This window comes from Methylobacterium sp. Leaf456 (assembly GCF_001425465.1).
Lineage (GTDB): Bacteria > Pseudomonadota > Alphaproteobacteria > Rhizobiales > Beijerinckiaceae > Methylobacterium.
This window is the reverse complement of the sequence record NZ_LMQV01000002.1, coordinates 167,752-187,135: the sequence shown is the minus strand read 5'-3', so window position 1 is coordinate 187,135 and position 19,384 is coordinate 167,752. Positions and strand designations below refer to the sequence as shown.

Here is a 19,384-nt window from a genome sequence, read left to right as displayed (position 1 = left end):
GCTGCGGCTGTCGATGGCGGGGCCGATCCCGCAGCCCGTCACGGCGATCCAGACCATCAAGTCGCTCGGCACATCCCTGCGCGAAGCGCACGCCGCCATGGACCGGATCGTGGCCGGCCACGCCGTCACTCTCGCTCTCACGATCCCGGACGAGCGCGATGTGCAGGCCGAGTTCGCCGCCCTCGGCATTCATGCGCAGATCATGGACGCGGACATCGATGTCCGCGCAATTCGCCAGGGGCTCGACCTGACGATTCAGGAATTCGCGATCCGCTTCGCGCTCGATCCCGCCACCGTCCAAAGCTGGGAGCAAGGCCATACCCGGCCCGACCCCGCCGCCGCCGTGCTGCTGCGGGTGATCGCGACGAACCCGGCGGCGGTGGACGCCGCACTGATGTCCTAAAAAAATCAGTTCGTCGGCTCGCCCGCGGCGACCTTCGCGGTCCAGTCGTCGAAGGCCACGACCCGCTGGCGCTGCTCGCCGAGACCGTCGATCCGCAGCACCATCTCGTCGTCGCTCTTGAGGTAGCGCGGCGGCTTCATGCCGAGGCCGACGCCCGGCGGGGTGCCGGTGGTGATGACGTCGCCGGGCTCCAGCATCATGAAGTGCGAGACGTAGGCGACGATCTGCGCCACGTCGAAGATCATGGTCGCGGTCGAGCCGGTCTGCATCCGCTGGCCGTTGAGGTCGAGGCTCATGCCGAGGTTCTTCAGGTCGGGAATCTCGTCGAGCGTCACCAGCCACGGGCCGAGCGGGCCGAAGGTCGGGCAGCCCTTGCCCTTCGTCCACGTGCCGCCGCGCTCCATCTGGAATTCGCGCTCCGACAGGTCGTTGCAGATGCACACGCCCGCGACAAAGCGCAGGGCCTCGTTGGCGTGCACGTAGGACGCGCGCGCACCGATCACCACGGCAAGCTCCACCTCCCAGTCGGTCTTGGCCGAGCCCTTGGGCAGGATCACCGTGTCGTTCGGGCCGACGATGCAGGACGGCGCCTTGTTGAACACGATCGGCTCGGCGGGAATCGCCGCGCCGGTCTCGGCGGCGTGGTCGGCGTAGTTGAGGCCGATCGCCACGAAGTTGCGGGTGCCGCCGACACAGGGGCCGAGCCGGGTGCCCGCGGGCAGGAGCGGCAGGCTCGCCGGGTCGATCCGCGCCAGCCGGTCGAGCGATTCGCGCGACAGGCCGGGGCCGGCGAGGTCGCGCAACACCCCTGAGAGGTCGCGCAGACCGCCGTCGCGATCGACCAGACCCGGCCGCTCCTCACCGCTCTCGCCGTGCCGGATCAGCTTCATCGCGCGATCTCCCTCAAGCCCTTTTGAAGCGAGCATGGCCGCCGTGGGGACGGGGCGCAAGCGATGAAGGCCCAACGCCGGCACCGCTCTTCCCGTTTCCCACGTGGCGGCAGTGTCCCCGCGGCCACGGAAAACCGATCGCGGCGGAACCGTGGCAAAAACCCCGCGGTCGGCAATTCTTCGTTCATCCGGCCGTTGCACCCCTCGACGGAACACGTGCGAGCCGCTTCCATCGTCGCACGCCACAACGATCAAGAAACGGTGGGGTCACGACATGACTGGGGTTACGATCCGCGCGCTCGCCGTGGCCGGCGCGGTCGCCGCGATGGGCGCCGCGACGGGGGCGCAGGCCGGCGCCTTCGGGCTGCGCGAGCAGAGCGCGCAGGGGGTGGGTCTCGCCTTCGCGGGCTCGGCCTCGGGCGCGGCGGGCGTCTCCTCGATCTTCTGGAACCCGGCGACCGTGACGATGCGGCCGGGCTTCAACTCCGAGCAGAGCCTGACCTTCGTCGACCTGTCGGGCGAGATCCGGCCGACCGTCGGCACCGCCCCGTTCCTCGCCCCCTTCGGCGATTCCGGCGAGATCGGCCAGGGCGCGGTGCTGCCGTCGGGCGCGACCTCCTACCAGCTCACCGACCGGCTTTATGTCGGCATCCAGACCGGTGCGCCCTACGGCCTCGTCACCAAGCCGCGCCCGGACTGGGCCGGCTCGATCTACGGCCGCTCCTCGCGCATCTTCTCGCTCTCGTTCAACCCGGTCATCGGCTACCGGGTGAACGACTGGCTCTCGGTCGGCGTCGGCGCCAACGTCGAGTATTTCCGCCTGACCCTGCGGCAGGCGATTCCGGTGCCCGGCCTCTCCCCGGCCTTCTACCCGCCGGCCTTCATCAAGGGCGAATCGTGGAGCGCGGGCTGGACCGCGGGCGCGACGATCACCCCGTGGGAGGGCACGGTGTTGGGCGTCGGGTACCGTTCCTCGGTGCACCACGACATCGAGGGCTCGTTCGCCCTGCCGGCCTTCGGGCAGCAGGTCACGGCCAACCTCAACACGCCGGAAAAGCTCAGCGTCGGCCTGACCCAGGCGCTCAACCCGGTCACCCGGATCAATCTCGGCTTCGAGTGGGACAACTGGTCGAGGCTCGGCAACGTCGCCATCGTGTCGCGGCAGTTCGGCGTGCCGGTCACCAGCCTGCCGCTCAACTTCAAGGATTCCTACTTCTACTCGGTCGGCCTGGAATACGACTGGTCACCGAGCCTGACCGTGCGCGGCGGCTTCGGCTACGACGACGGACCGATCGACAATTCCAACCGCTCGGTGCGCCTGCCCGACGGCGACCGCTACGTCGCCTCCGTCGGCGCCAGCTACCGCTGGAGCGACAAGCTGGTCCTCAACGCCAGCTACGCCCACGTCTTCCTCGGCAAGAACCGGATCGTGGCCGGGCCGGGCCAGAACTACAACGTCGCCAACATCCCGTTCGCGGCCGTCGCCGACGGCAGCGCCGACGTCGTCTCGGTCGGCTTCCGCTACGCCTGGGACAGCCCGGCCGCCATCGCCCCGGCCCCGCTGGTGCGCAAGTACTGAAGGCGTCGCTCGGCGCCGTCGGCAGACGGTTCGTGCGCCGCCTCGGCGAGGATGCGGATTCGCTCACCATCGTGCGCGCGATCACCCATCTCGGGCACAATCCCGGCCTTCAGGTCACGATGGAGGGGGTCGAGACCGCCGAGCAACTCGCGATGCTCCGCACCCTGGGCTGCGACCAGATGCAGGGCTAGAGCATCGTCCCGAAAGGTGGTTTCCGGCTTTCGGGAAAAAGACGATGCGGCACAAGGATACAGAGCATCGTCCTGGATCCGATATCCAGGACGATGCTCTATCTGTTCGCCCGGCCGAACGCCGCGACGGCCTCGGAATGGGAGTGCGCCCGGCTGCGGGGCCTCTTCGCCGAGACGCCAGCGAAAATCTGCGCGTGAGGATGTCATGGACGCGAGCGAGGCCGCACGGGTCGTGCTCGCGGGCGATGCGGCGCACGCCACCGCGCCGGTCTGGGCGCAGGGCGCCGCGCTCACCCTGGAAGATGCCCTGGTGCTGGCGGACCTTCTCGCCGGGCGCAGCGATTGGAGCGAGGTCGGCGCGGCTTACGAGACGCGGCGGCGCCCCCGCGTCGCCCATGTCCAGGCGATGACCGACCGGATGTCGCGCTCGGGCGCACTTCCCGGCTGGGCGCGGCGCCTGCTGCTCCCGGTGATCGGCCCGCGCAGCTACCGCGCGACCTACGCGCCGCTGCGCGAACCCGTGATCGCCTGATCGCAGGCTCGGTGCGCCGCTCAGGCCACGTTCGGCAGGGCGGCGGCCTGGTTCTCGTCCAGCGTGCGGTTGCGGCCGGCGCGCTTGGCGGCGAACAGGCAGGAATCGGCCCGCTCCAAGAGTGAGACCGCGTTGTCGTCCGGGCGCTGCATCGCGACGCCGAGGGACACCGTGACCTTGCCGAGCGACTCGCCGGTCGAGCGCTTGACCAGCTCGCGGCCGGTCACGCTGGTGCGCACCCGCTCGGCGATCTCGCGGGCGGTGGCCCGGTCGGTCTCCGGCAGGACGATACCGAACTCCTCGCCGCCGAAGCGGGCGAGCGTCGCGCCCTTCTGGCCGATATGCTCGCGCATCACGATGGCGACGAGGCGCAGCACCTGATCGCCCGTGAGATGGCCGTAGAGGTCGTTGAAGCGCTTGAAATAGTCGATGTCGAGCACGATCAGGCTCGACGGGCGGTGCCCGGCCCCGGTCTCGATCGCCCGGCGCAGGCCCTCCTCGAAATTCTTGCGGTTGCCGAGGCCCGTCAGCGGGTCGGTCAGGCTCTCCAGGCGCGTCGCCTCCAGCGTCTCGCGCAGCGTCTCGATCTCGTTGCGGCTCTCGCGCATGCGGGCTTCGAGGGTGCGGTTGTTGGCCGTCACGTCGCGGGTGTTGGCGATGATCGCGGTGACCACCTCCTTCAGCCGCGCCCGGCTGGTGGCCGCGTTGGCGATGTCGTGGGTGAAGGCCTGGAGCGACTCGCCGTACTGCGTCGTCGAGTGGATCGACACGTCGATCATGTCCATGATGCCCTCGACCTCGGCGATGAGGGTCGAGTTCATCCGGTCCATCTCGGTCGCGAGGCGGCGCCCGTCGATGTAGGTGTCGTGGAGCCCGTCGATGTCGGCGCTGGTCAGCGTGCCGTTCTGCGTGGTCAGGCGCTTGATGGCGTCGTTCATCAGCGGCTGGCTGCCGGCCACGTAGGTGTACCACACGGCGTAGGCGCGCGGCGTCGCGGTGCTGCAATAGTCGCGCATCAGCTCGAAGCTGCGCTGCGCGAGGACGAGGCTGCGCTCGCGGTCGAGGTCGGGGCTCATCCGGCGTTATCCGCTCCTCCGGACGAGGACCGTCCTTCGAGGGAGTATCGCCTCGCGATCCTCGCCAGGACGTTAAGAGGCCCGCAGGAAAATCCCGAGAGACACCCCAAAGAAAAGCCCGTTCCCCGGCGCCTCGGGAAGCCCTCGGGGGAGGGGCGCCCTCAGTCCTTGCTCTTGCGCGGTGCGACGGGCTTCAGGAGGAAGGCCGGCACGTGCGAGCCGAGGCCCACCGGGGTGTCGTCGTCCTCGTCGCGGTGACGCCCGCGCGGCTCGCCGCGGCTGCGCTCCGGCGCCCGGCGCGGCTCGCGGGCCGGGGCGACGGGCTCGGCCTCGCGGCGAGGCTCAGGCTCACGACGCGGCTCCACGTTCCGGCGAGGCTCGGCCTCGCGGCGGGCTTCCGTCTCGCGGCGCGGCTCCTCGGAGCGGGAACGCTCGGCCCCGGAGCGGCGACCGCCGCGGCTGCGGCCCTCGGAACGGGCGCCCTCACGCTCGGAGCCCCGGTCGGACGAACCTCTGTCCGAAGAACCCCGGTCCGAAGCCCCCTTGCCGGTGGCGCTGCGGCGGGTGCCGCGGCGGCGGCGCGGCTCGGATTCGTCCTCCGCCGGCTCGGCCAGGCTGGCGAGGTCGCCGTCGAGCCATGCGATCGGCTGGCCGATCAGCGCCTCGATCGCCGAGAGCGAACGCTCGTCGGAGCGGTTCGCCAGGGTGAAGGCGTTGCCGGCCCGGCCCGCGCGGCCGGTGCGGCCGATGCGGTGGACGTAGTCCTCCGGGTGGTGCGGCACGTCGAAATTGAAGACGTGGCTCACCGCCGGGATGTCGAGGCCGCGGGCGGCGACGTCCGAGGCCACCAGCAGCGGAACCTCGCCGCTGCGGAAGCCGTCGAGCGCCGCCGTGCGGGCGCGCTGGTCCATGTCGCCGTGGAGCGCGGCGACGTTGAAGCCGTGGCTGGCGAGCGACTTCTGCAGCAGCGCCACGTCGCGCTTGCGGTTGCAGAAGATGATGCCGTTCTGGAGTTCGTCCGCCGAGCGGATGAGCTGGCGCAGGACCTTGCGCTTCTCGTGGCCCTCCGAGCCCGTCGCCACGAGACGCTGCTCGATGGTGGTCGCGGCCGACGCCGGACGGCTGACCTCGACCCGCTGCGGGTTCGACAGGAACATGTCGGCCAGCCGCTCGATCTCCGGCGGCATGGTCGCGGAGAAGAACAGCGTCTGGCGCGTGAACGGCACCATCTTCACGATGCGCTCGATGTCGGGGATGAAGCCCATGTCGAGCATGCGGTCGGCCTCGTCGATGACGAGGAGTTCGACGCCGGTGAGCAGCAGCTTGCCGCGCTCGAAATGGTCGAGCAGGCGGCCGGGCGTGGCGATCAGCACGTCGGTGCCGCGGGTGAGCTTGGCGTCCTGGTCGGCGAAGGAGACGCCGCCGATGATCAGCGCGACGCTGAGCTTGTGGTTGGTGCCGTAGCGGTCGAAGTTCTCCACCACTTGGGCGGCGAGTTCGCGCGTCGGCTCCAGGATGAGCGTGCGCGGCATGCGGGCGCGGGCGCGGCCCGATTCCAGCATGGTCAGCATCGGCAGGGTGAAGGCCGCGGTCTTGCCGGTGCCGGTCTGGGCGATGCCGAGGACGTCGCGGCGGGCCAGCACGTGCGGGATCGCCTGGGCCTGGATCGGCGTCGGCTCGGTGTAGCCGGCGGCGGTGACGGCCTGGAGGACCTTGTCGCTCAGTCCGAGATCGGCAAAAGACATCTGGTGCAGGGAACCATCGCGCGTGGGATCGGCGGGTCGGTCGAGGCCGGGCGCGTTCCGCCGGACCTCGCGGTGCCGTCGCGCGAGCCGTCGTCGCGCAGTCCCGACGCGCGCGACACTTAGAGGCCTGCACGAGCTTGTCAATCGAGAGCGCGGGCCGAGCCCTCCTCTACAGGGCCGGGCACGGTTGCACGCAAGACATCAGACGGGCGCCGCGCCCTTTATCCATCAGCGTCCGCGCAGGACGCAAGGGTCGAGGGCGGTCGCCCGCGCCGAAGGCCCGATCGAGCCCGTGACCACGGGGTCGATGGCGAGGGCGGCCACGCGCGCGGCGTCCGCATCGATGGTGCGCGAGAGGGTGTGGCCGAGCACGATCGCGGCGAGGCCCACGGCGAGCGTCACCCTCACGGTCCACGAGAGCAGCGGGCGCGTCGCCCGCGGTTCGGGATCGAGGGATTCGGGTTCGAGCGACATCGGCAAGGGTCCAGGAGGGTAGGGGGCCGGGAGGACAGGGCCGGGCGCTCGCCGATCTTGCCCCGACATGGTTAACGCCACCTTCACTCCCTCGCGCTCGCGCGTGACCCGTGCGCGCGACCAGATCAGGATGCGCGCACGGGTCCTCCGAAAGCTTTCGTTAACCACGCCGCAAGATCGAATCCCGATCAAGTCTTGACTTGCCCCGCCGAATAAACCCGCACCGCCAAGATGTGCGGCATGACACATCCGGTCCGGCCGGGCGCAAACGGGCGCGTAAGCTTCACGTTTCGTTGACGGGTTCGGCCTAATTGCTTGGTTCATCGCAGGAGGGCGACGACATCCGGGGAATGTCCCCGGCACTCACCGGCCAGGATGCAGGCCATAACACCCGGAGCGCACGGCGCGCCGGCTCCCGCCGAACCCGTAGGAACCCGACCCCATGAAGACCCTTCTCCTCGCCTCGACCGCCCTCGTCGTCGGCACCATAGCCGCTTCGGCCGCCGACCTTCCCCGCCGCATGGCCCCGCCGCCGGTGTTCCAGCCGGTGCCGGTGTTCACGTGGACCGGCTTCTACGCCGGTTTCAACGCCGGCTACGGCTTCGGCACCAACGACAACCGCAACGCTCCGACCGTGCTCGGCCTCAACGACGCCTCGGGTCTCGTGCCGGCCAACACCACCGCGGTCGTGGCCTTCAACAACAGCCGCACCAACGAGGGCTTCGTCGGCGGCGGCCAGATCGGCTACAACTACCAGTTCACGCCGGGCTCCGGCTTCGTCGTCGGCGTCGAGGCCGATGCCCAGTACGCCGATTTCGGCCGTGAGCGGAACCGCTTCCAGGTCGTCAACAGCGCCGCCGGCATCAACGGTCTGGCCGCCCAGCAGGTGTTCAACCCCGCTGGCATCGCCGGCCTCGACTACTTCGGCACCGTGCGCGGCCGCATCGGTTACGCCTTCGACCGCACCCTGGTCTACGGCACCGGCGGCTTCGCCTACGGCGGCGGCGGCGGTCGCGACTTCGGCACCGGCGTGTCGAGCAACGACTTCCAGACCGGCTGGGCCGCCGGCGGCGGCATCGAGTACGCCCTGCCGACCGACAGCTTCCTGAACTTCTTCCGCTCGTCGGCCGTGACCCTGAAGGTCGAAGGCCTGTACGTGAACCTCGACCAGGGCTCGGCCCGCAACGGCGCCTTCGCCGTCGACAACGCCGGCCGCACCGTCACCGTGAACAGCCCCGGCGTCCTGCTCGCCAGCGGCGGCCAGCAGGTTCGCGAGAGCGAGTTCGCCGTCGTCCGCGCCGGCATCAACTACAAGTTCGGCGCGTACTAAGCCTCACCACCGCCCCAGGGCGGACTCACGGGAAGTCTCGACACCTTCCTCAAGGCCCGGCGGCTCGCACGAGCCGTCGGTCGCTCCCTGGACGGTCGTCCTGGATATCGGATCCAGGACGACCGTCCAGGTTCTTGTGCCGCATCGTGTTTTTCCGAAGCCGGAAACCACCTTTCGGGACGATGCTCCAGCCCGGCGCCCCCAGCGCCGGGCTCTTTTTTTCGTGTCCGCGCCGCGACGGCGCCGCGCCCCGGCCTTCATGTCCGGTTTACCATAGAGGCCGATGCTGCCGGTCCGGATGCTCGCGAGCGGGCCCGCCGGTTCCCGCGAATGCCAGGGCGAGGCCGCGCATCCGATGAATCAGGGCAAGGACGACCGGTCGGCGTCGATGCGGGGGCGGGCCCGCGCCGCCGCGCTCTTTGCCGCCGTCGCGCTCTCGGCTATGCCCGCCGCTGTCCGCGCGGAGGGACCGCTCTACCTGCGGATTCGCCCCAACCCGGTCCCCGACGCGTCGATCGGATCGGGGCAGGGGCGGGCCGGCGCGGCGGGGCAAGGGCGTGAGGCCGGGCGGGAGACCGTCTGGGAGCGGGCCGACCGGCGCGCCCGCACCGCGATCGCCTCGGTCTGCACCGGATGCCTCGATCCGCGCTTCCTCGCGCGTCCGGTCGAGGTGGCGGCCCCGCCCGTGCGTGCGTCCCGTCCTCTGAGCGCGGCCCTGGCCGTGGCGGAGGACGACACCTCACCCTTCAACCCTTCGCCAGCAGGTGACCCATGAGCCAGGCCCACCCGACCACCGGCGCGACCGTCGATCCGGAATGCCCGGTCTCCCTCGAACTGCTCGGGGAGGTCTACCGCGCCGACGACTACGATCTGCCCTACATCCTCGAGACGATCCCGCCGCTGATCCGGGCGAAGCTCGCGACCTACCTCTACGGCAAGAGCCACATGCACCAACTCGGCCTCAAGGTCGCCCGCGCCTGCGAGCGCGACGACCTGATCCGCGTCGCGGGCGAGATCGGCTCGGTAATCCACGGGCAGTCGCACCTGAAGGCGGCCCCCGTCGCGGCCGAGCCCACCGCCGCCCCCACCGGCCGCGGCGGCCGGCCGACGCCGGCTCCGAAGAAGATCAGCCTCGGCGGCTCGGCCGCCAAGGGCCGCAGCTTCGACTGACGCCACATCCTTGTTGTGACGCGCTCGACCGACGAAGCGGCTGTCCGCGTCGTCGGCGAAGCGGTTCGGGGAGCACCCAAAGAAATGTTCGGACCGTGGTGGCAGCTCGGGGTCGATGCGACCCTGCTGGCCTTCGAGTCGCAGGCGGTGATCGGCCTGCGGCTGACCAAGCTCGCGGCGGGCGGAACCGCCGCCCAGGCCGAGGCGCAGCGCATGGTGAGCGAGAAAATCTTTGCCGCGGGCGAGGCGGCAATGCAGATCGCCACCGGCGCCTCGACCGGGGCCGTGGTCGCGGGCTACCGCCGCAAGGTGCGGGCGAACCATCGGCGGCTCTCGCGGGGCTGAGAAGCATCGGGGGATGGAGTGCTGTCGCCCGAAGCCGCGTCGGCGGCTTCCAGCGCGAAGAGCGCCGCGCGCAGTGTGCCTCGGCGTGAGCGGAGGCGTCGAACGGAGGCGTCGAGCCGAAGCGTCGAGCGGAGCGAAAGCCTAAGCCCGCGGAGGCGGGCGCCGGCGATTGAGGCCAGCCATGAAACGGGATGGGGTCGCCGAGAGCGACCACTTCGGCGCGATTAACCGCCCCTTAACCATGACCTCCCCATCGTTCGGGCTCACGCCGGACGACCATCAGGAGGCTTCATGCCGTTGTGCGAGCACCAGGTGCGCGAGCGCGCCTACTACATCTGGGAAGACGAGGGCCGGGGCTTCGGCCGGGCCGAGATGCACTGGCTGCAGGCCGAGGCCGAGCTGAGCCGCACCGCCGCAACCTCCGTCGAGATCGTGGCCGAGGCCGCCCCGGTCAAGGCGCCGAAGGCGTCGAAGCCCCGCGCCGCCAAGCCGGCCGTCCGCACCCCCGCCGAGGCGCTGTCGGGCGTGGCCGAGGCCGCCAAGTCGCCCGCCGCCCGCACCGCGGTGAAGCCGGCCAAGGTGGCTGCCAAGACGACTGAGAAGACTGCGACCAAGACTGCCGCGAAGGCTCCGGCCAAGGCCGCCGCCAAGACGACCGCTTCGAAGGCCACCCGCGCAAAACCCCGCGCCGCCGCCGAGGCCGTGTCGCTGCACTGAACCCGTCCCTCTTCCGGTACGGTTCGAGAGCCCGCCGCCCTTCGAGGGACGGCGGGCTTCGTCGTTTCAGGGTGGGAGCCTGCCTCGGGAACGCTGGGCAGGCTCGACCGTTTGAACCTCACCGCCCGGACCGGGCGACGTTTCGCGAGGACAAGCCATGCGCGCCCTGACGATCGGATTGCTGGCCGCCACCCTCAGTGTGACCCTGGCCTCCGGCGCGGCCGAGGCGGGCCCGCGGCGCGAGGCGGTGTTCGAGGGGCCGGCGGTGCCGGCGGTGAGCGGGCGCGCGCCCTGGAACACCCCGTGGGAATACGATTCGGGCAGCGACAACGACCGCCGCCCCGAACTGCCCTATTACCAGCAGGGCCGCGGCCAGCAGACCGGCGGGCCGGCCCGCAACCTGCTGCCCGACGACGGCCTGCACATCTTCCCGCGCTGAGGTACGCATCCGTGGCATCGCCCCGAGGCGCCGTCGTCTTCGACATCAACGGAACGCTGCTCGACAGCGTCGATCAGCACGCCCGCGCCTGGGTCGAGGCGTTCGCCCATTTCGGCATAGCGACCGAGGAAGCCGCGGTCCGCCGCCAGATCGGCAAGGGCGGCGACCAGCTCCTGCCGGTCTTCGTCGATCAAGACCGCCTCGCCCGCGAGGGCGAGACCATCGAGGCCTATCGCTCCGACCTGTTCAAGCGGCGCTACCTCGACCGGGTGCGGCCCTTCCCTGGCGTGCGCGACCTGCTCACCTACCTGCGGGCGGAGGGGCACACGATCGCGCTGGCCTCGTCGGGCAAGGCCTCGGAGGTCGAGAACTACCAGAAGATCCTCGGTATCGAGGATCTGGTGGACGCGGCGACGAGTTCGGACGACGCCGACCGCTCCAAGCCGCATCCGGACATCTTCGAGGCGGCTTTGGCCAAGCTCCCCGACTTGCCGAAGGACAGGGTGATCGCGGTGGGCGACACGCCCTACGACGCCGAGGCCGCGGGCAAGGCGGGCATCCGGACGATCGGTCTGCTGTGCGGCGGCTTCCCCGAGGCCGACCTGTCGGCCGCCGGTTGCATCGCGATCTACCGCGACCCGCAGGACTTGCTCGACGGCTACGCCCGCTCGCCGCTCGCGGTAAAGAGGCTGTGAAGAGCGGTGCTGCCATGCAGGGAAGCGGGTAACCGCGAGCCGGCAAACCTATAGCCATTCCAGTCGGAAGGGTCTATCAGCGCGCCCCGCGGGGGGCCAAAGCCCGCTCTTGGGATGCACGCGATGCCGACCACTGCCGAGACGCTTTCGCCGACCGCCGCCTTTTCGGGCAAGTCCCTGCACCAGCAGGTCGCCGAGGCGATCGAGGACCGGGCTCAGCCGATCAGCCGCCTGCTGCGCCTGATGTGGGCGCTCGACGCCGATCGCAACCCCGCCAACCAGAACCTGCGCGCCCGCCTGCGCGCCCGCATCGGCGAGCCACTCAGCGCCTGATTTTTTGGGTTTTGCAGGAACACAGGCCTTTGCCGACGCGCGGCAAAGGCCGTGTCGTATCAGGCGCTTAGGGCGACGCATTGATTGCCTTCGGCCCACTCCGTCATTGCCGAGGTGGAGCCGCCTTCGACCCGATATCTCAGCGGTGACGCCGACGGCGCTGGCTCTTCTTCGTCGGAGCAGCCTTGCGCTGCATGCAGGAGGCCCAGATCCGGCGGCCGATCTCGTGCAGGCCGAGATTGAGCGGGTCGGGCGCCGAAAACACCTGCGCCTTCGCCTCGCTGCGGCAGAAGGCGTCCTCCGCGCTGCGGATCGGCGGCTCGGCGCGAGCGCCCGTCGCGATCAGCGACAACCCGGCCACTGCTGCCAGCAGGGCGAGCCTTCCGGCCCGCTCACGGGTGATTCGCCGGATGGTTGGCAAAGCGTCCTCCCCTCGTCACGGCGTGATCCGCGTCGTTGAGGGAAGTGGTGCCGACAAAGCCCGGCCTTGCCAAGCGCCGCCGGGTGAAATCCCGGGAAGATTGCGTAGTTTGCCCGGAGGTTCGCGGCGCCTCGCGCCGTTGTGTTCGGGCCAAAAAAACGCGCCGGGCTCGAAGCGTCCGGCGCGTGTGATCTCGGTTTCGTACGGAGACCGCCCGTTAGCGGCGAATCTTCACGTTGGCCTTGCGCGCCGCGTAGCGGGCATCGCGGGCAGCCTTCTTCTCGGCGGCTTCCGCCGCCTTGCGCTCGGCCAGTGCGGCGGCCTCGGCGGCCTCGCGAGCGATCTGGGCGGCGAGCTCCGCCTCCTCGCGGATACGCTTCTCTTCCGCCGCCTTGCGCTCAGCCTCGATGCGGGCGCGTTCACGCTCGCGGGCCCGCTCTTCGCGGGCGCGGGCGACTTCGGCGCGCGCCTGAAGCTTGGCACGTATCTCCGGATCGTCCACCGGGGGACGGGCCTTGAATTTCTCGAGCAAGGCCGCCTTGGCCGCCTGCGAGTTCTGACGACGATCCTCGAAGTTCCTAAAGTCGAATGCGCTCATATGGCCTTTCTCGTGTGGTGATCGGGCCGGCCGCCGGATGTCTCGATCGCTGTTCGAAAACGCGCGAATCGAAGCGTGGGCCGGGCAGCCGGGACGCGGCGCGAACCTTATGCAACCGGCGCAGTGGATGCACCAGTGCGCTGCAACACGCAACAGAGTCGCAAGGTTCCACGCGCCGCTGCGGTAACTTTTTCAGCCCTGTTGCGGCAAATCTTCGATCATCGTGAAAGCCGCAACGACGTCGGGCCTCAGGATGCCTGAAGATTGATCGCCGCCGGCTTGCCGCTGCGCCGGTCGTTCTCGATGTCGAACGTCACCTTCTGGCCCTCGGCGAGGCCGCGCAGGCCCGCCTGCTGGACGGCGGAGATATGGACGAAGACGTCCTTGCCGCCATCGTCGGGCTGGATGAAGCCGTAGCCCTTGATCTCATCGAACCACTTCACGGTGCCGTTGCTCATGCGGGTCTCTCCTTCCCCGTCGTCGGGGGCCGCACAGGTTGCGTCCCGGCCTCAAGGCCGTCCCGATCGTCCAAGCGAGCGAGGGGTATGGTGCCGGAGCCGCATCCCGTTCGGGATATCGGGCCGGTCTCGCAAAGACCGGCCTTCGATCGACGGGGCAAACGTATGATCGAAGAGGCAAACCTGCAACCCGGCCGAAGGTTTCACGAGCGGGCCTGCGTTCTTCGCGGCAGCCCAACCTTGGCCGTACGCGGCGGGATCGTGCACGTAACTGGGGTCAGGGCATGAAAGGTCGATTTGCCGACCTATCATTTCTTATATCGACACCTGCCTCGGCACCACGACAACGCCGATTCGCAATAAACTTTGCTGTACGGCGTGCCGGCGCATGCAAAAAGCCTCCCTCGCTCGGCGCATGGGGGGCCCTCGGCGGGTGCCGGGCGGGTCGGCAGCGGGACACGAGAATTTGTGTCGCGGTGCGCCGTGAGGGATGGCTCGTCCCGAACCTCTTTCGGCACCGGAACCCGCCATGCCCGTCCGCCCCCTCGTCTTCCATCCCGATCCGCGCCTGAGCCGCCCGGCCGCACCGATGGCCCTGTCGCCGGACGACGTGCGTGCGCTCGCCGGCGACGTGCTCGACACGCTGGGCGAGGTCGGGGCGATGGGGCTCACCGCCCCGCATCTCGGCATCCTTGAGCGGATCGTGGTGATCCGCCTCCAGCCGGACGAGCCGGCCGCCACGTATGTCGATCCGGTGGTGGTGTGGGCCTCGGACGAGCGCGCCGCGCATCCCGAGGGCAGCGTCTCGATGCCCGGCGTGATCGAGCCGGTCGAGCGGCCCGCCCGCGTGCGGGTCCGCTACCGCGACCTCGACGGAATGGAGCGGGAGGAGGAGGTCGATGGCCTGCGCGCGGCCTGCCTCCAGCACGAGATCGACCAGCTCGACGGCGTGTTCTGGACCGAACGCCTGACCCGCCTGCGCCGGGACAAGGCCCTCAAGCGCTTCGCCAAGCTGAGGGGGCAGGCGGCGCGGAAGGGGGCCTGAGGTGTTCTTCGGCGAACTCTCCCCCGTACATTCCGGGGCGCTGATAAGCGAACCCGGACCCGGAGGGGCGCGCCGGAGGCGTGCAATCCACCCGTGACGCGCGGTTCTCGGCATCGCGGTGCGGCCGGTCGTGGATTCCGGGTTCGCCTGCGGCGCCCCGGAGCGACGGTGGAAGGGGACGAGCGGGCTGTGATCCCGCACCGACACGGCATCAAACCCTCGGGGAGGGCGTGCGCGGCCGCACCGGCGCATCATGCACCGTGACGCGTCTCGTCCCCGCCATGGTATAAAGGTGGAAGCTCCTCCGGGACTTTTCCGATGCGCCGCTCTCTGTCCCTTCTCGCCCTCCTCGCCGCCATCAGCGCTGCGACTGGCGCCGCCGCGCAGGGGGCGCCCGCCAAGGCGGCGTCCGAGCCGGTGATCGGCTGCACGTCGCTGGCCAACCTCCGCAGCCTCCTGCGCGACACCAAGGGCGACACCGCCGCGGCGCTGGCGACGATCCGCGACCCGAAATCCGATCTCGGCTGCAGCACGGTCGAGCGCGCGAGCGTGACCGAGATCACCGACCACGCCGCGCTCGGCGGGCGGGCCTACGACTGCCTCGCCCTCAAGGGCACGGCGGTCTGCCACTGGGTGGTGGCGGGCACGGTGACGCCGGCGGAGCCGAAAGCACCGCCGGCCAAGTCCAAGAAGTAGCCGGGGAGGGTGCCTCCCCGGCGTCGGCCTCAGCGGGCCTTCTTGGTCAGCTTCTCGGCGATCTCGAACATCTCCTCCGGCGCGTAATCCGGCGTGAAGGCCGAGGGGACGCCCGTGAGTTGGTGGATCTTGCCCCCGTCCGGCATGCCCTCGACCACCTCCAACTCGCCCGGCGGATCGCCCGGCAGCGCCTGCTCGCCGTTGCCCCACAGGCCGGCGATCTCGCGGTAATCGTTCGGGCTCCAGGTGTAGAGCCGGCGGTGCGAGCCCTCTGCCAAGTACTTCTGGCTCTCGGGGATCTTCGACAGGTCGATGTTGGGGGTGGGCAAAAACTTCTCGATCTCGACGCCGGTGATCTTCTTGAGCGCCAGCGCGTAGGCGTGGGCGTGGACCGAGCCGCGCACCAGCAGGTAGCCGCAGACCTCGCGGCCGGTCGGGTCGGTCAGCGTCTCGTAGACCCGGAGCTTGTGTAGCCGCGCGCCGCATTCGAGGTGGAAGTTGTGCAGGAGATCGACGACGACGTTGCCGGTCGAGGTGATGAAGTCGTTGTTCCACGAGGCGCCGTTGCTGTTGATCGGCGCCGCGCCGCCCCCGCCCGAGAGGAAGGCCGCCGCGAGGCGGATGTCCTTCATGTCCTCGAACGGCGCGCCGGAGATGTCGCCGCCGTCCTTCGTATCGCCGTCGTTGTCGGGCCCGTTGTTGAGCATGGCGACGCCGTTGCTGACGAGCTCCACGTGGCCGAGCTCCTCCGCGGTGATGCTGGCGACAAGGCTGTAGAACGGCTTGAGCTTGTCCTTGCTGCGGAAATTGAAGCTCTGGAACATGTAGTTGCCGAGCGTGGACATCTCGCCGTACTTGCCGCCGAGCAGCTCCTGCAGCGCGGCCGCCGCGTTGGGATCGCGGCGCTTGGGGGCGGGCAGCTCGGCCTGCAACTGATCGATGCGCATGAACATAGCAGAAGGCTCCTTCGCCGTCGCGACCGTGAGGGACCGCGATCTGGGAATCCCCTGGGGAACCCCACCCGGACACGCCCGTATCCGAGCCGCCCGGCGATTTACGAAGGTTAATGCGGGCAGGGGGCCTTAACCTGTTGCAAGGCCACGACACTTCCCCGGCTTGCCCTGCATACATGATACCGCGCGTTGAGCGGACCAAACGGCTCTGCTAGCACCCATCCATAAGGCCCGGGCAAAATAATCCGGGCATGGAGGAGGACGCGTCCATGTCGACGTGGAACCAGGTTTACGACCCATTCAACAATGCGTGGCTGTCGACGTTCGCAGCCTCGATTCCCGTGATCGCGCTGCTCGGCATGATCGCCAGCGGCAAGGTGCAGGCGCACATCGCCGCCGTGCTCGCGCTGATCATGGCGCTGGCCGTCGCGATCTTCATCTTCACCATGCCGACCGACCTCGCGCTCCGCGTGGCCGTGTTCGGCGGCGTGCGCGGCCTCTTTCCGATCGGCTGGATCATCCTCAACGTCATCTTCCTCTACCGCCTGACGGTGGAGAAGGGATGGTTCTCGACGCTGCAGCAATCGGTGGCGGGCATCACCGAGGATCGGCGCCTGCAGCTCCTGCTGGTGGCCTTCGCCTTCGGCGCCTTCTTCGAGGGCGCGGGCGGCTTCGGCACCCCGGTCGCCGTCACCGGCGCCATCCTGATCGGGCTCGGCTTCTCGCCGCTGGCCGCTTCCGGCCTCTCGCTCATCGCCAACACCGCGCCGGTGGCCTACGGCGCGCTCGGCGCCCCGATCCAGGGTCTGGCCTCGGTCACGGGCTACGATCCCTACATCCTCGGCGCGATGATCGGGCGGCAGCTGCCGTTCTTCTCGCTGATCGTGCCGTTCTGGCTGATCGCGGTGTTCGCGGGCTTCCGCGGCATGCTGGCGGTGTGGCCGCCGATCCTGGTCTGCGGCGCCTCCTTCGCGGTCGCGCAGTTCGCCATCTCGAACTACATCAACCCCTGGATCGTCGATATCGGCGCCTCGCTGATCTCGATGGGCTGCCTCGTGCTGTTCCTGAAGTTCTGGCAGCCGGCCAAGGTCTGGACCTCGCCGGCCCTGCGCGGCCACGATCCGTCGATCGGCTACAACAGCCCCAAGGCACTGGGTGCCGGCGTGCCCGGCGAGCCGCCGCGCGCGGTCTCGATCAAGCGCACCGCCACATCCTCCGAGATCATCATGGCCTGGGTGCCGTGGATCGTGCTCTCGGTGATCCTCGGCTTCTGGGGCACCAAGTGGTTCAAGGACATCGTCGACCCGATCTTCACGTGGAAGTACGAGGTCCCGGGCCTTCACAACGTCATCCTGAAGGTGCCGCCGGTCGTCGATAAGCCGATCGCGGAGAAGGCCGTCTTCGCCTTCACCTACATGTCCTACACCGGCACCGGCGTGCTGCTCGCCGCGATCATCTCCGGCTTCATCATGCGGTTCTCGCCGCAGCGCCTGGTGATGGTCTACCTCGAGACGATCTGGGTGCTGCGCTACTCGCTCATCACCATCGTGGCGATGCTCGCGCTGGGCGTGCTGACGGGCTACAGCGGCATCGACGCGACGCTCGGCCTCGCGTTTGCCGGCACCGGCATCCTCTACCCGTTCTTCGGCACCTTGCTCGGCTGGCTCGGCGTCGCGCTGACCGGCTCCGACACCGCCTCGAACGTGCTGTTCGGCAACCTGCAGAAGATCACCGCCGAGCAGCTCGGGCTGAACGGCGTGCTGATGGCCTCGGCCAACTCCTCGGGCGGCGTGATGGGCAAGATGATCGACGCGCAGTCGATCGTCGTCGCCTCGACCGCCACCGGCTACTTCGGCCAGGAGAGCAAGATCCTGCGCTTCGTGTTCTGGCACTCCATCATCCTGGCCTGCCTCGTCGGCGGTCTGGTGATGCTCCAGGCCTACGTGCCGCCGTTCACCCACATGGTGATTCCCGCCCCCGTCGTGACGGGCGGCCACTGAGCCTCACCCGACACGCGATACGAAAAGAAGGCCCGCCCCGTCGCCACGGGGCGGGCCTTTCTCGTTCGGGCGGTGTCGGCGGCTCAGGCCGGGCCGGACGATCCCGGCTCGGCGGGCGCCGCCGGGGCGGGGCGCGCCAGCCGCCCTTCCGCCGCCCGGTGGATGTACTGGCTCGCCACCAGCCAGCCCTTGAAGAAGCGCAAGGGGAGCGTGCAGGTGATGAGCACGACCGGCAGCGTCAGCACGAAGTGGAGCCAGACCGGCGGGTCGTAGGTCAGTTCCAGCCACAGGCCGAAGGCGACCGCGGGGATCGCCGTCGTCATCATCACGAAGAAGGCGGGGCCGTCGGCCGGGTCGGCGAAGGAGAAGTCGAGCCCACAATTGTCGCAGGATGGCGCGACCTGCAGGAACCCCTTGAACAGGTGGCCGCGGCCGCAACGCGGGCAGGCGCTGCGCATGGCGCAGGACAAGGGCGACTGGGCGGTATAGGCGGGATCGGGCATCGAACCTGTTCGGACCTCGTCTGACATCTCCTGTCGGGGCAACGGGCCCCGGCCGCGATGGTTCTTTCCCATCACGAACCCGCGACATCCCGGCAAGGGCCGGGCGGACCCGGCTGGTATACGCCGCCGGGCCGGGATTAGGCTTGCCATGTCGGACGTGCCTTTCCCCGCCCGTCCACGCGCCCACATGCCAGGGATGTTGTTCCGGCGCGCCCGCAGCGAAAGCCTCCTCGACCTGCCGCGGATCGAGACCGAGCGGCTGGCGATCTGTCCGCTGGAGCGGGCCGATGCGGCGGCCCTGCACCGACTCACCGACGATCCGGCCATCACCGGCGCCATCGACTTCCTGCCCGATCCCTTCACGCTCGCGGATGCCGAGGGGCTGATCGCAGGCGGGCGGCACGGGCGCGACCGCTTCCTCGGGGCGTGGCTGCATGAAGACAGGACGCTGGCCGGCATCGTCGGCGCGCATCTGCGCGGGGAGGGCGCCCTTGAGATCGGCTACTGGGTCGGGGGCGCGGCGCGCGGGCGCGGCTTCGGCACCGAGGCGGTGGGCGGCGTGCTCGGCCTGCTGCGGACGCGCTTCCCCCGCCGGGCGATCCTGGCCGAGTGCCGCCGCGGCAACGTCGCCTCCTGGGGCCTGCTGCACAAGCTCGGCTTCCGCGAGACCGGCTCGGAAGGACACCGTCCGGGCCGGCGCCAGCTCGTGCTGGAGGGCGGCGCGTGATTGGACGAAAGCACGGGCAGCCAGCTTTTTGAAAATGCCCTAATACTGGAGAGAGATCGATCGA

At 69.6% G+C, this 19,384-nt stretch carries 25 protein-coding genes; 16 read left to right on the top strand and 9 right to left on the bottom strand.

The annotated features are described in order from the left end of the window. Positions 1-13 precede the first annotated feature (13 nt). Positions 14-403, top strand: coding sequence for a helix-turn-helix domain-containing protein (locus ASG52_RS02995; protein ID WP_056238783.1), 390 nt, complete (start codon positions 14-16; stop codon positions 401-403). 5 nt (positions 404-408) lie between these two features. Here ASG52_RS02995 and ASG52_RS02990 read toward each other — a convergent pair whose 3' ends face one another. Next, positions 409-1,293 carry a fumarylacetoacetate hydrolase family protein gene (locus ASG52_RS02990; RefSeq protein ID WP_056238781.1) on the bottom strand — a complete coding sequence of 295 codons (885 nt, stop codon included), beginning with the start codon at positions 1,291-1,293 and terminating at the stop codon, positions 409-411. Between the two features lie 274 nt (positions 1,294-1,567). Here ASG52_RS02990 and ASG52_RS02985 point away from each other — a divergent pair, with 274 nt between their 5' ends. The 3 genes from ASG52_RS02985 (at position 1,568) to ASG52_RS02980 (ending at position 3,595) form a co-directional block, all read left to right on the top strand. Further along, complete coding sequence (locus ASG52_RS02985) at positions 1,568-2,872, top strand: OmpP1/FadL family transporter (RefSeq protein WP_056238779.1); 1,305 nt, start codon at positions 1,568-1,570, stop codon at positions 2,870-2,872. A gap of 32 nt (positions 2,873-2,904) precedes the next feature. Further along, the gene (locus ASG52_RS25880) at positions 2,905-3,063 is read left to right on the top strand and encodes an EAL domain-containing protein (protein WP_286158921.1); all 159 of its coding nucleotides are present in this window, start codon (positions 2,905-2,907) and stop codon (positions 3,061-3,063) included. A 205-nt stretch (positions 3,064-3,268) separates the two neighbouring features. After that, a complete protein-coding gene (locus ASG52_RS02980) occupies positions 3,269-3,595 on the top strand; it encodes an FAD-dependent monooxygenase (protein ID WP_056238776.1) in 327 nt (108 codons plus the stop codon). A gap of 20 nt (positions 3,596-3,615) precedes the next feature. Here the strand turns inward: ASG52_RS02980 and ASG52_RS02975 are convergent, their stop codons facing one another. The 3 genes from ASG52_RS02975 to ASG52_RS02965 all read right to left on the bottom strand — a co-directional run bounded on the left by ASG52_RS02975 (position 3,616) and on the right by ASG52_RS02965 (position 6,890). Continuing rightward, positions 3,616-4,671, bottom strand: coding sequence for a GGDEF domain-containing protein (locus ASG52_RS02975; RefSeq protein WP_056238773.1), 1,056 nt, complete (start codon positions 4,669-4,671; stop codon positions 3,616-3,618). Positions 4,672-4,832: 161 nt separating this feature from the next. Next, positions 4,833-6,416: a DEAD/DEAH box helicase gene (locus ASG52_RS02970; RefSeq protein ID WP_056238771.1), complete on the bottom strand. Its 1,584-nt coding sequence runs from the start codon at positions 6,414-6,416 to the stop codon at positions 4,833-4,835. Between the two features lie 228 nt (positions 6,417-6,644). Further along, positions 6,645-6,890, bottom strand: coding sequence for a hypothetical protein (locus ASG52_RS02965; RefSeq protein WP_056238767.1), 246 nt, complete (start codon positions 6,888-6,890; stop codon positions 6,645-6,647). A 442-nt stretch (positions 6,891-7,332) separates the two neighbouring features. Here ASG52_RS02965 and ASG52_RS02960 point away from each other — a divergent pair, with 442 nt between their 5' ends. The 8 genes from ASG52_RS02960 (at position 7,333) to ASG52_RS02925 (ending at position 11,919) form a co-directional block, all read left to right on the top strand. After that, positions 7,333-8,220, top strand: coding sequence for an outer membrane protein (locus tag ASG52_RS02960; protein WP_056238765.1), 888 nt, complete (start codon positions 7,333-7,335; stop codon positions 8,218-8,220). A gap of 355 nt (positions 8,221-8,575) precedes the next feature. After that, positions 8,576-8,995, top strand: a complete 420-nt coding sequence (locus ASG52_RS27780; protein ID WP_200945561.1) for a hypothetical protein — start codon at positions 8,576-8,578, stop codon at positions 8,993-8,995. Beyond that, entirely contained in the window at positions 8,992-9,390 is a 399-nt protein-coding gene (locus tag ASG52_RS02950; protein WP_056238759.1) for a hypothetical protein, read from the top strand. Before ASG52_RS27780 ends, ASG52_RS02950 begins: the two co-directional genes overlap by 4 nt. 84 nt (positions 9,391-9,474) lie before the next feature. Then, positions 9,475-9,735, top strand: coding sequence for a hypothetical protein (locus tag ASG52_RS02945; RefSeq protein ID WP_056238756.1), 261 nt, complete (start codon positions 9,475-9,477; stop codon positions 9,733-9,735). 291 nt (positions 9,736-10,026) lie between these two features. Further along, positions 10,027-10,452 carry a DUF2934 domain-containing protein gene (locus ASG52_RS02940; RefSeq protein WP_056238754.1) on the top strand — a complete coding sequence of 142 codons (426 nt, stop codon included), beginning with the start codon at positions 10,027-10,029 and terminating at the stop codon, positions 10,450-10,452. 157 nt (positions 10,453-10,609) lie between these two features. Further along, the gene (locus ASG52_RS02935) at positions 10,610-10,891 is read left to right on the top strand and encodes a hypothetical protein (protein ID WP_056238752.1); all 282 of its coding nucleotides are present in this window, start codon (positions 10,610-10,612) and stop codon (positions 10,889-10,891) included. Positions 10,892-10,902: 11 nt separating this feature from the next. After that, complete coding sequence (locus ASG52_RS02930; protein WP_056238751.1) at positions 10,903-11,586, top strand: HAD family hydrolase; 684 nt, start codon at positions 10,903-10,905, stop codon at positions 11,584-11,586. Between the two features lie 123 nt (positions 11,587-11,709). Beyond that, positions 11,710-11,919, top strand: coding sequence for a hypothetical protein (locus tag ASG52_RS02925; RefSeq protein WP_056238747.1), 210 nt, complete (start codon positions 11,710-11,712; stop codon positions 11,917-11,919). Between the two features lie 139 nt (positions 11,920-12,058). Here the strand turns inward: ASG52_RS02925 and ASG52_RS02920 are convergent, their stop codons facing one another. The 3 genes from ASG52_RS02920 to ASG52_RS02910 all read right to left on the bottom strand — a co-directional run bounded on the left by ASG52_RS02920 (position 12,059) and on the right by ASG52_RS02910 (position 13,396). Continuing rightward, positions 12,059-12,340 (bottom strand): hypothetical protein, encoded by a 282-nt coding sequence (locus tag ASG52_RS02920; RefSeq protein WP_082552315.1) that lies wholly within the window; start codon positions 12,338-12,340, stop codon positions 12,059-12,061. Between the two features lie 217 nt (positions 12,341-12,557). After that, entirely contained in the window at positions 12,558-12,938 is a 381-nt protein-coding gene (locus ASG52_RS02915) for a DUF6481 family protein (protein ID WP_056238743.1), read from the bottom strand. 248 nt (positions 12,939-13,186) lie between these two features. Further along, positions 13,187-13,396, bottom strand: a complete 210-nt coding sequence (locus tag ASG52_RS02910) for a cold-shock protein (protein ID WP_056238742.1) — start codon at positions 13,394-13,396, stop codon at positions 13,187-13,189. 529 nt (positions 13,397-13,925) lie between these two features. On the opposite strand from ASG52_RS02910, the gene ASG52_RS02905 reads away from it, so the two are divergent. Next, complete coding sequence (locus tag ASG52_RS02905; RefSeq protein WP_056238739.1) at positions 13,926-14,441, top strand: peptide deformylase; 516 nt, start codon at positions 13,926-13,928, stop codon at positions 14,439-14,441. Between the two features lie 318 nt (positions 14,442-14,759). Next, a complete protein-coding gene (locus ASG52_RS02900) occupies positions 14,760-15,137 on the top strand; it encodes a hypothetical protein (protein ID WP_056238738.1) in 378 nt (125 codons plus the stop codon). A 29-nt stretch (positions 15,138-15,166) separates the two neighbouring features. On the opposite strand, the gene ASG52_RS02895 is transcribed toward ASG52_RS02900, so the two are convergent. Further along, the gene (locus ASG52_RS02895) at positions 15,167-16,090 is read right to left on the bottom strand and encodes a manganese catalase family protein (protein ID WP_056238735.1); all 924 of its coding nucleotides are present in this window, start codon (positions 16,088-16,090) and stop codon (positions 15,167-15,169) included. A gap of 269 nt (positions 16,091-16,359) precedes the next feature. Between ASG52_RS02895 and ASG52_RS02890 the strand changes: the two genes are divergently transcribed. Further along, positions 16,360-18,090, top strand: a complete 1,731-nt coding sequence (locus ASG52_RS02890) for an L-lactate permease (protein WP_056238733.1) — start codon at positions 16,360-16,362, stop codon at positions 18,088-18,090. Positions 18,091-18,173: 83 nt separating this feature from the next. On the opposite strand, the gene ASG52_RS02885 is transcribed toward ASG52_RS02890, so the two are convergent. Next, a complete protein-coding gene (locus ASG52_RS02885; RefSeq protein ID WP_156383762.1) occupies positions 18,174-18,593 on the bottom strand; it encodes a DUF983 domain-containing protein in 420 nt (139 codons plus the stop codon). Positions 18,594-18,789: 196 nt separating this feature from the next. Here ASG52_RS02885 and ASG52_RS02880 point away from each other — a divergent pair, with 196 nt between their 5' ends. Continuing rightward, the gene (locus tag ASG52_RS02880; protein WP_056238728.1) at positions 18,790-19,320 is read left to right on the top strand and encodes a GNAT family N-acetyltransferase; all 531 of its coding nucleotides are present in this window, start codon (positions 18,790-18,792) and stop codon (positions 19,318-19,320) included. Positions 19,321-19,384: the final 64 nt, after the last annotated feature.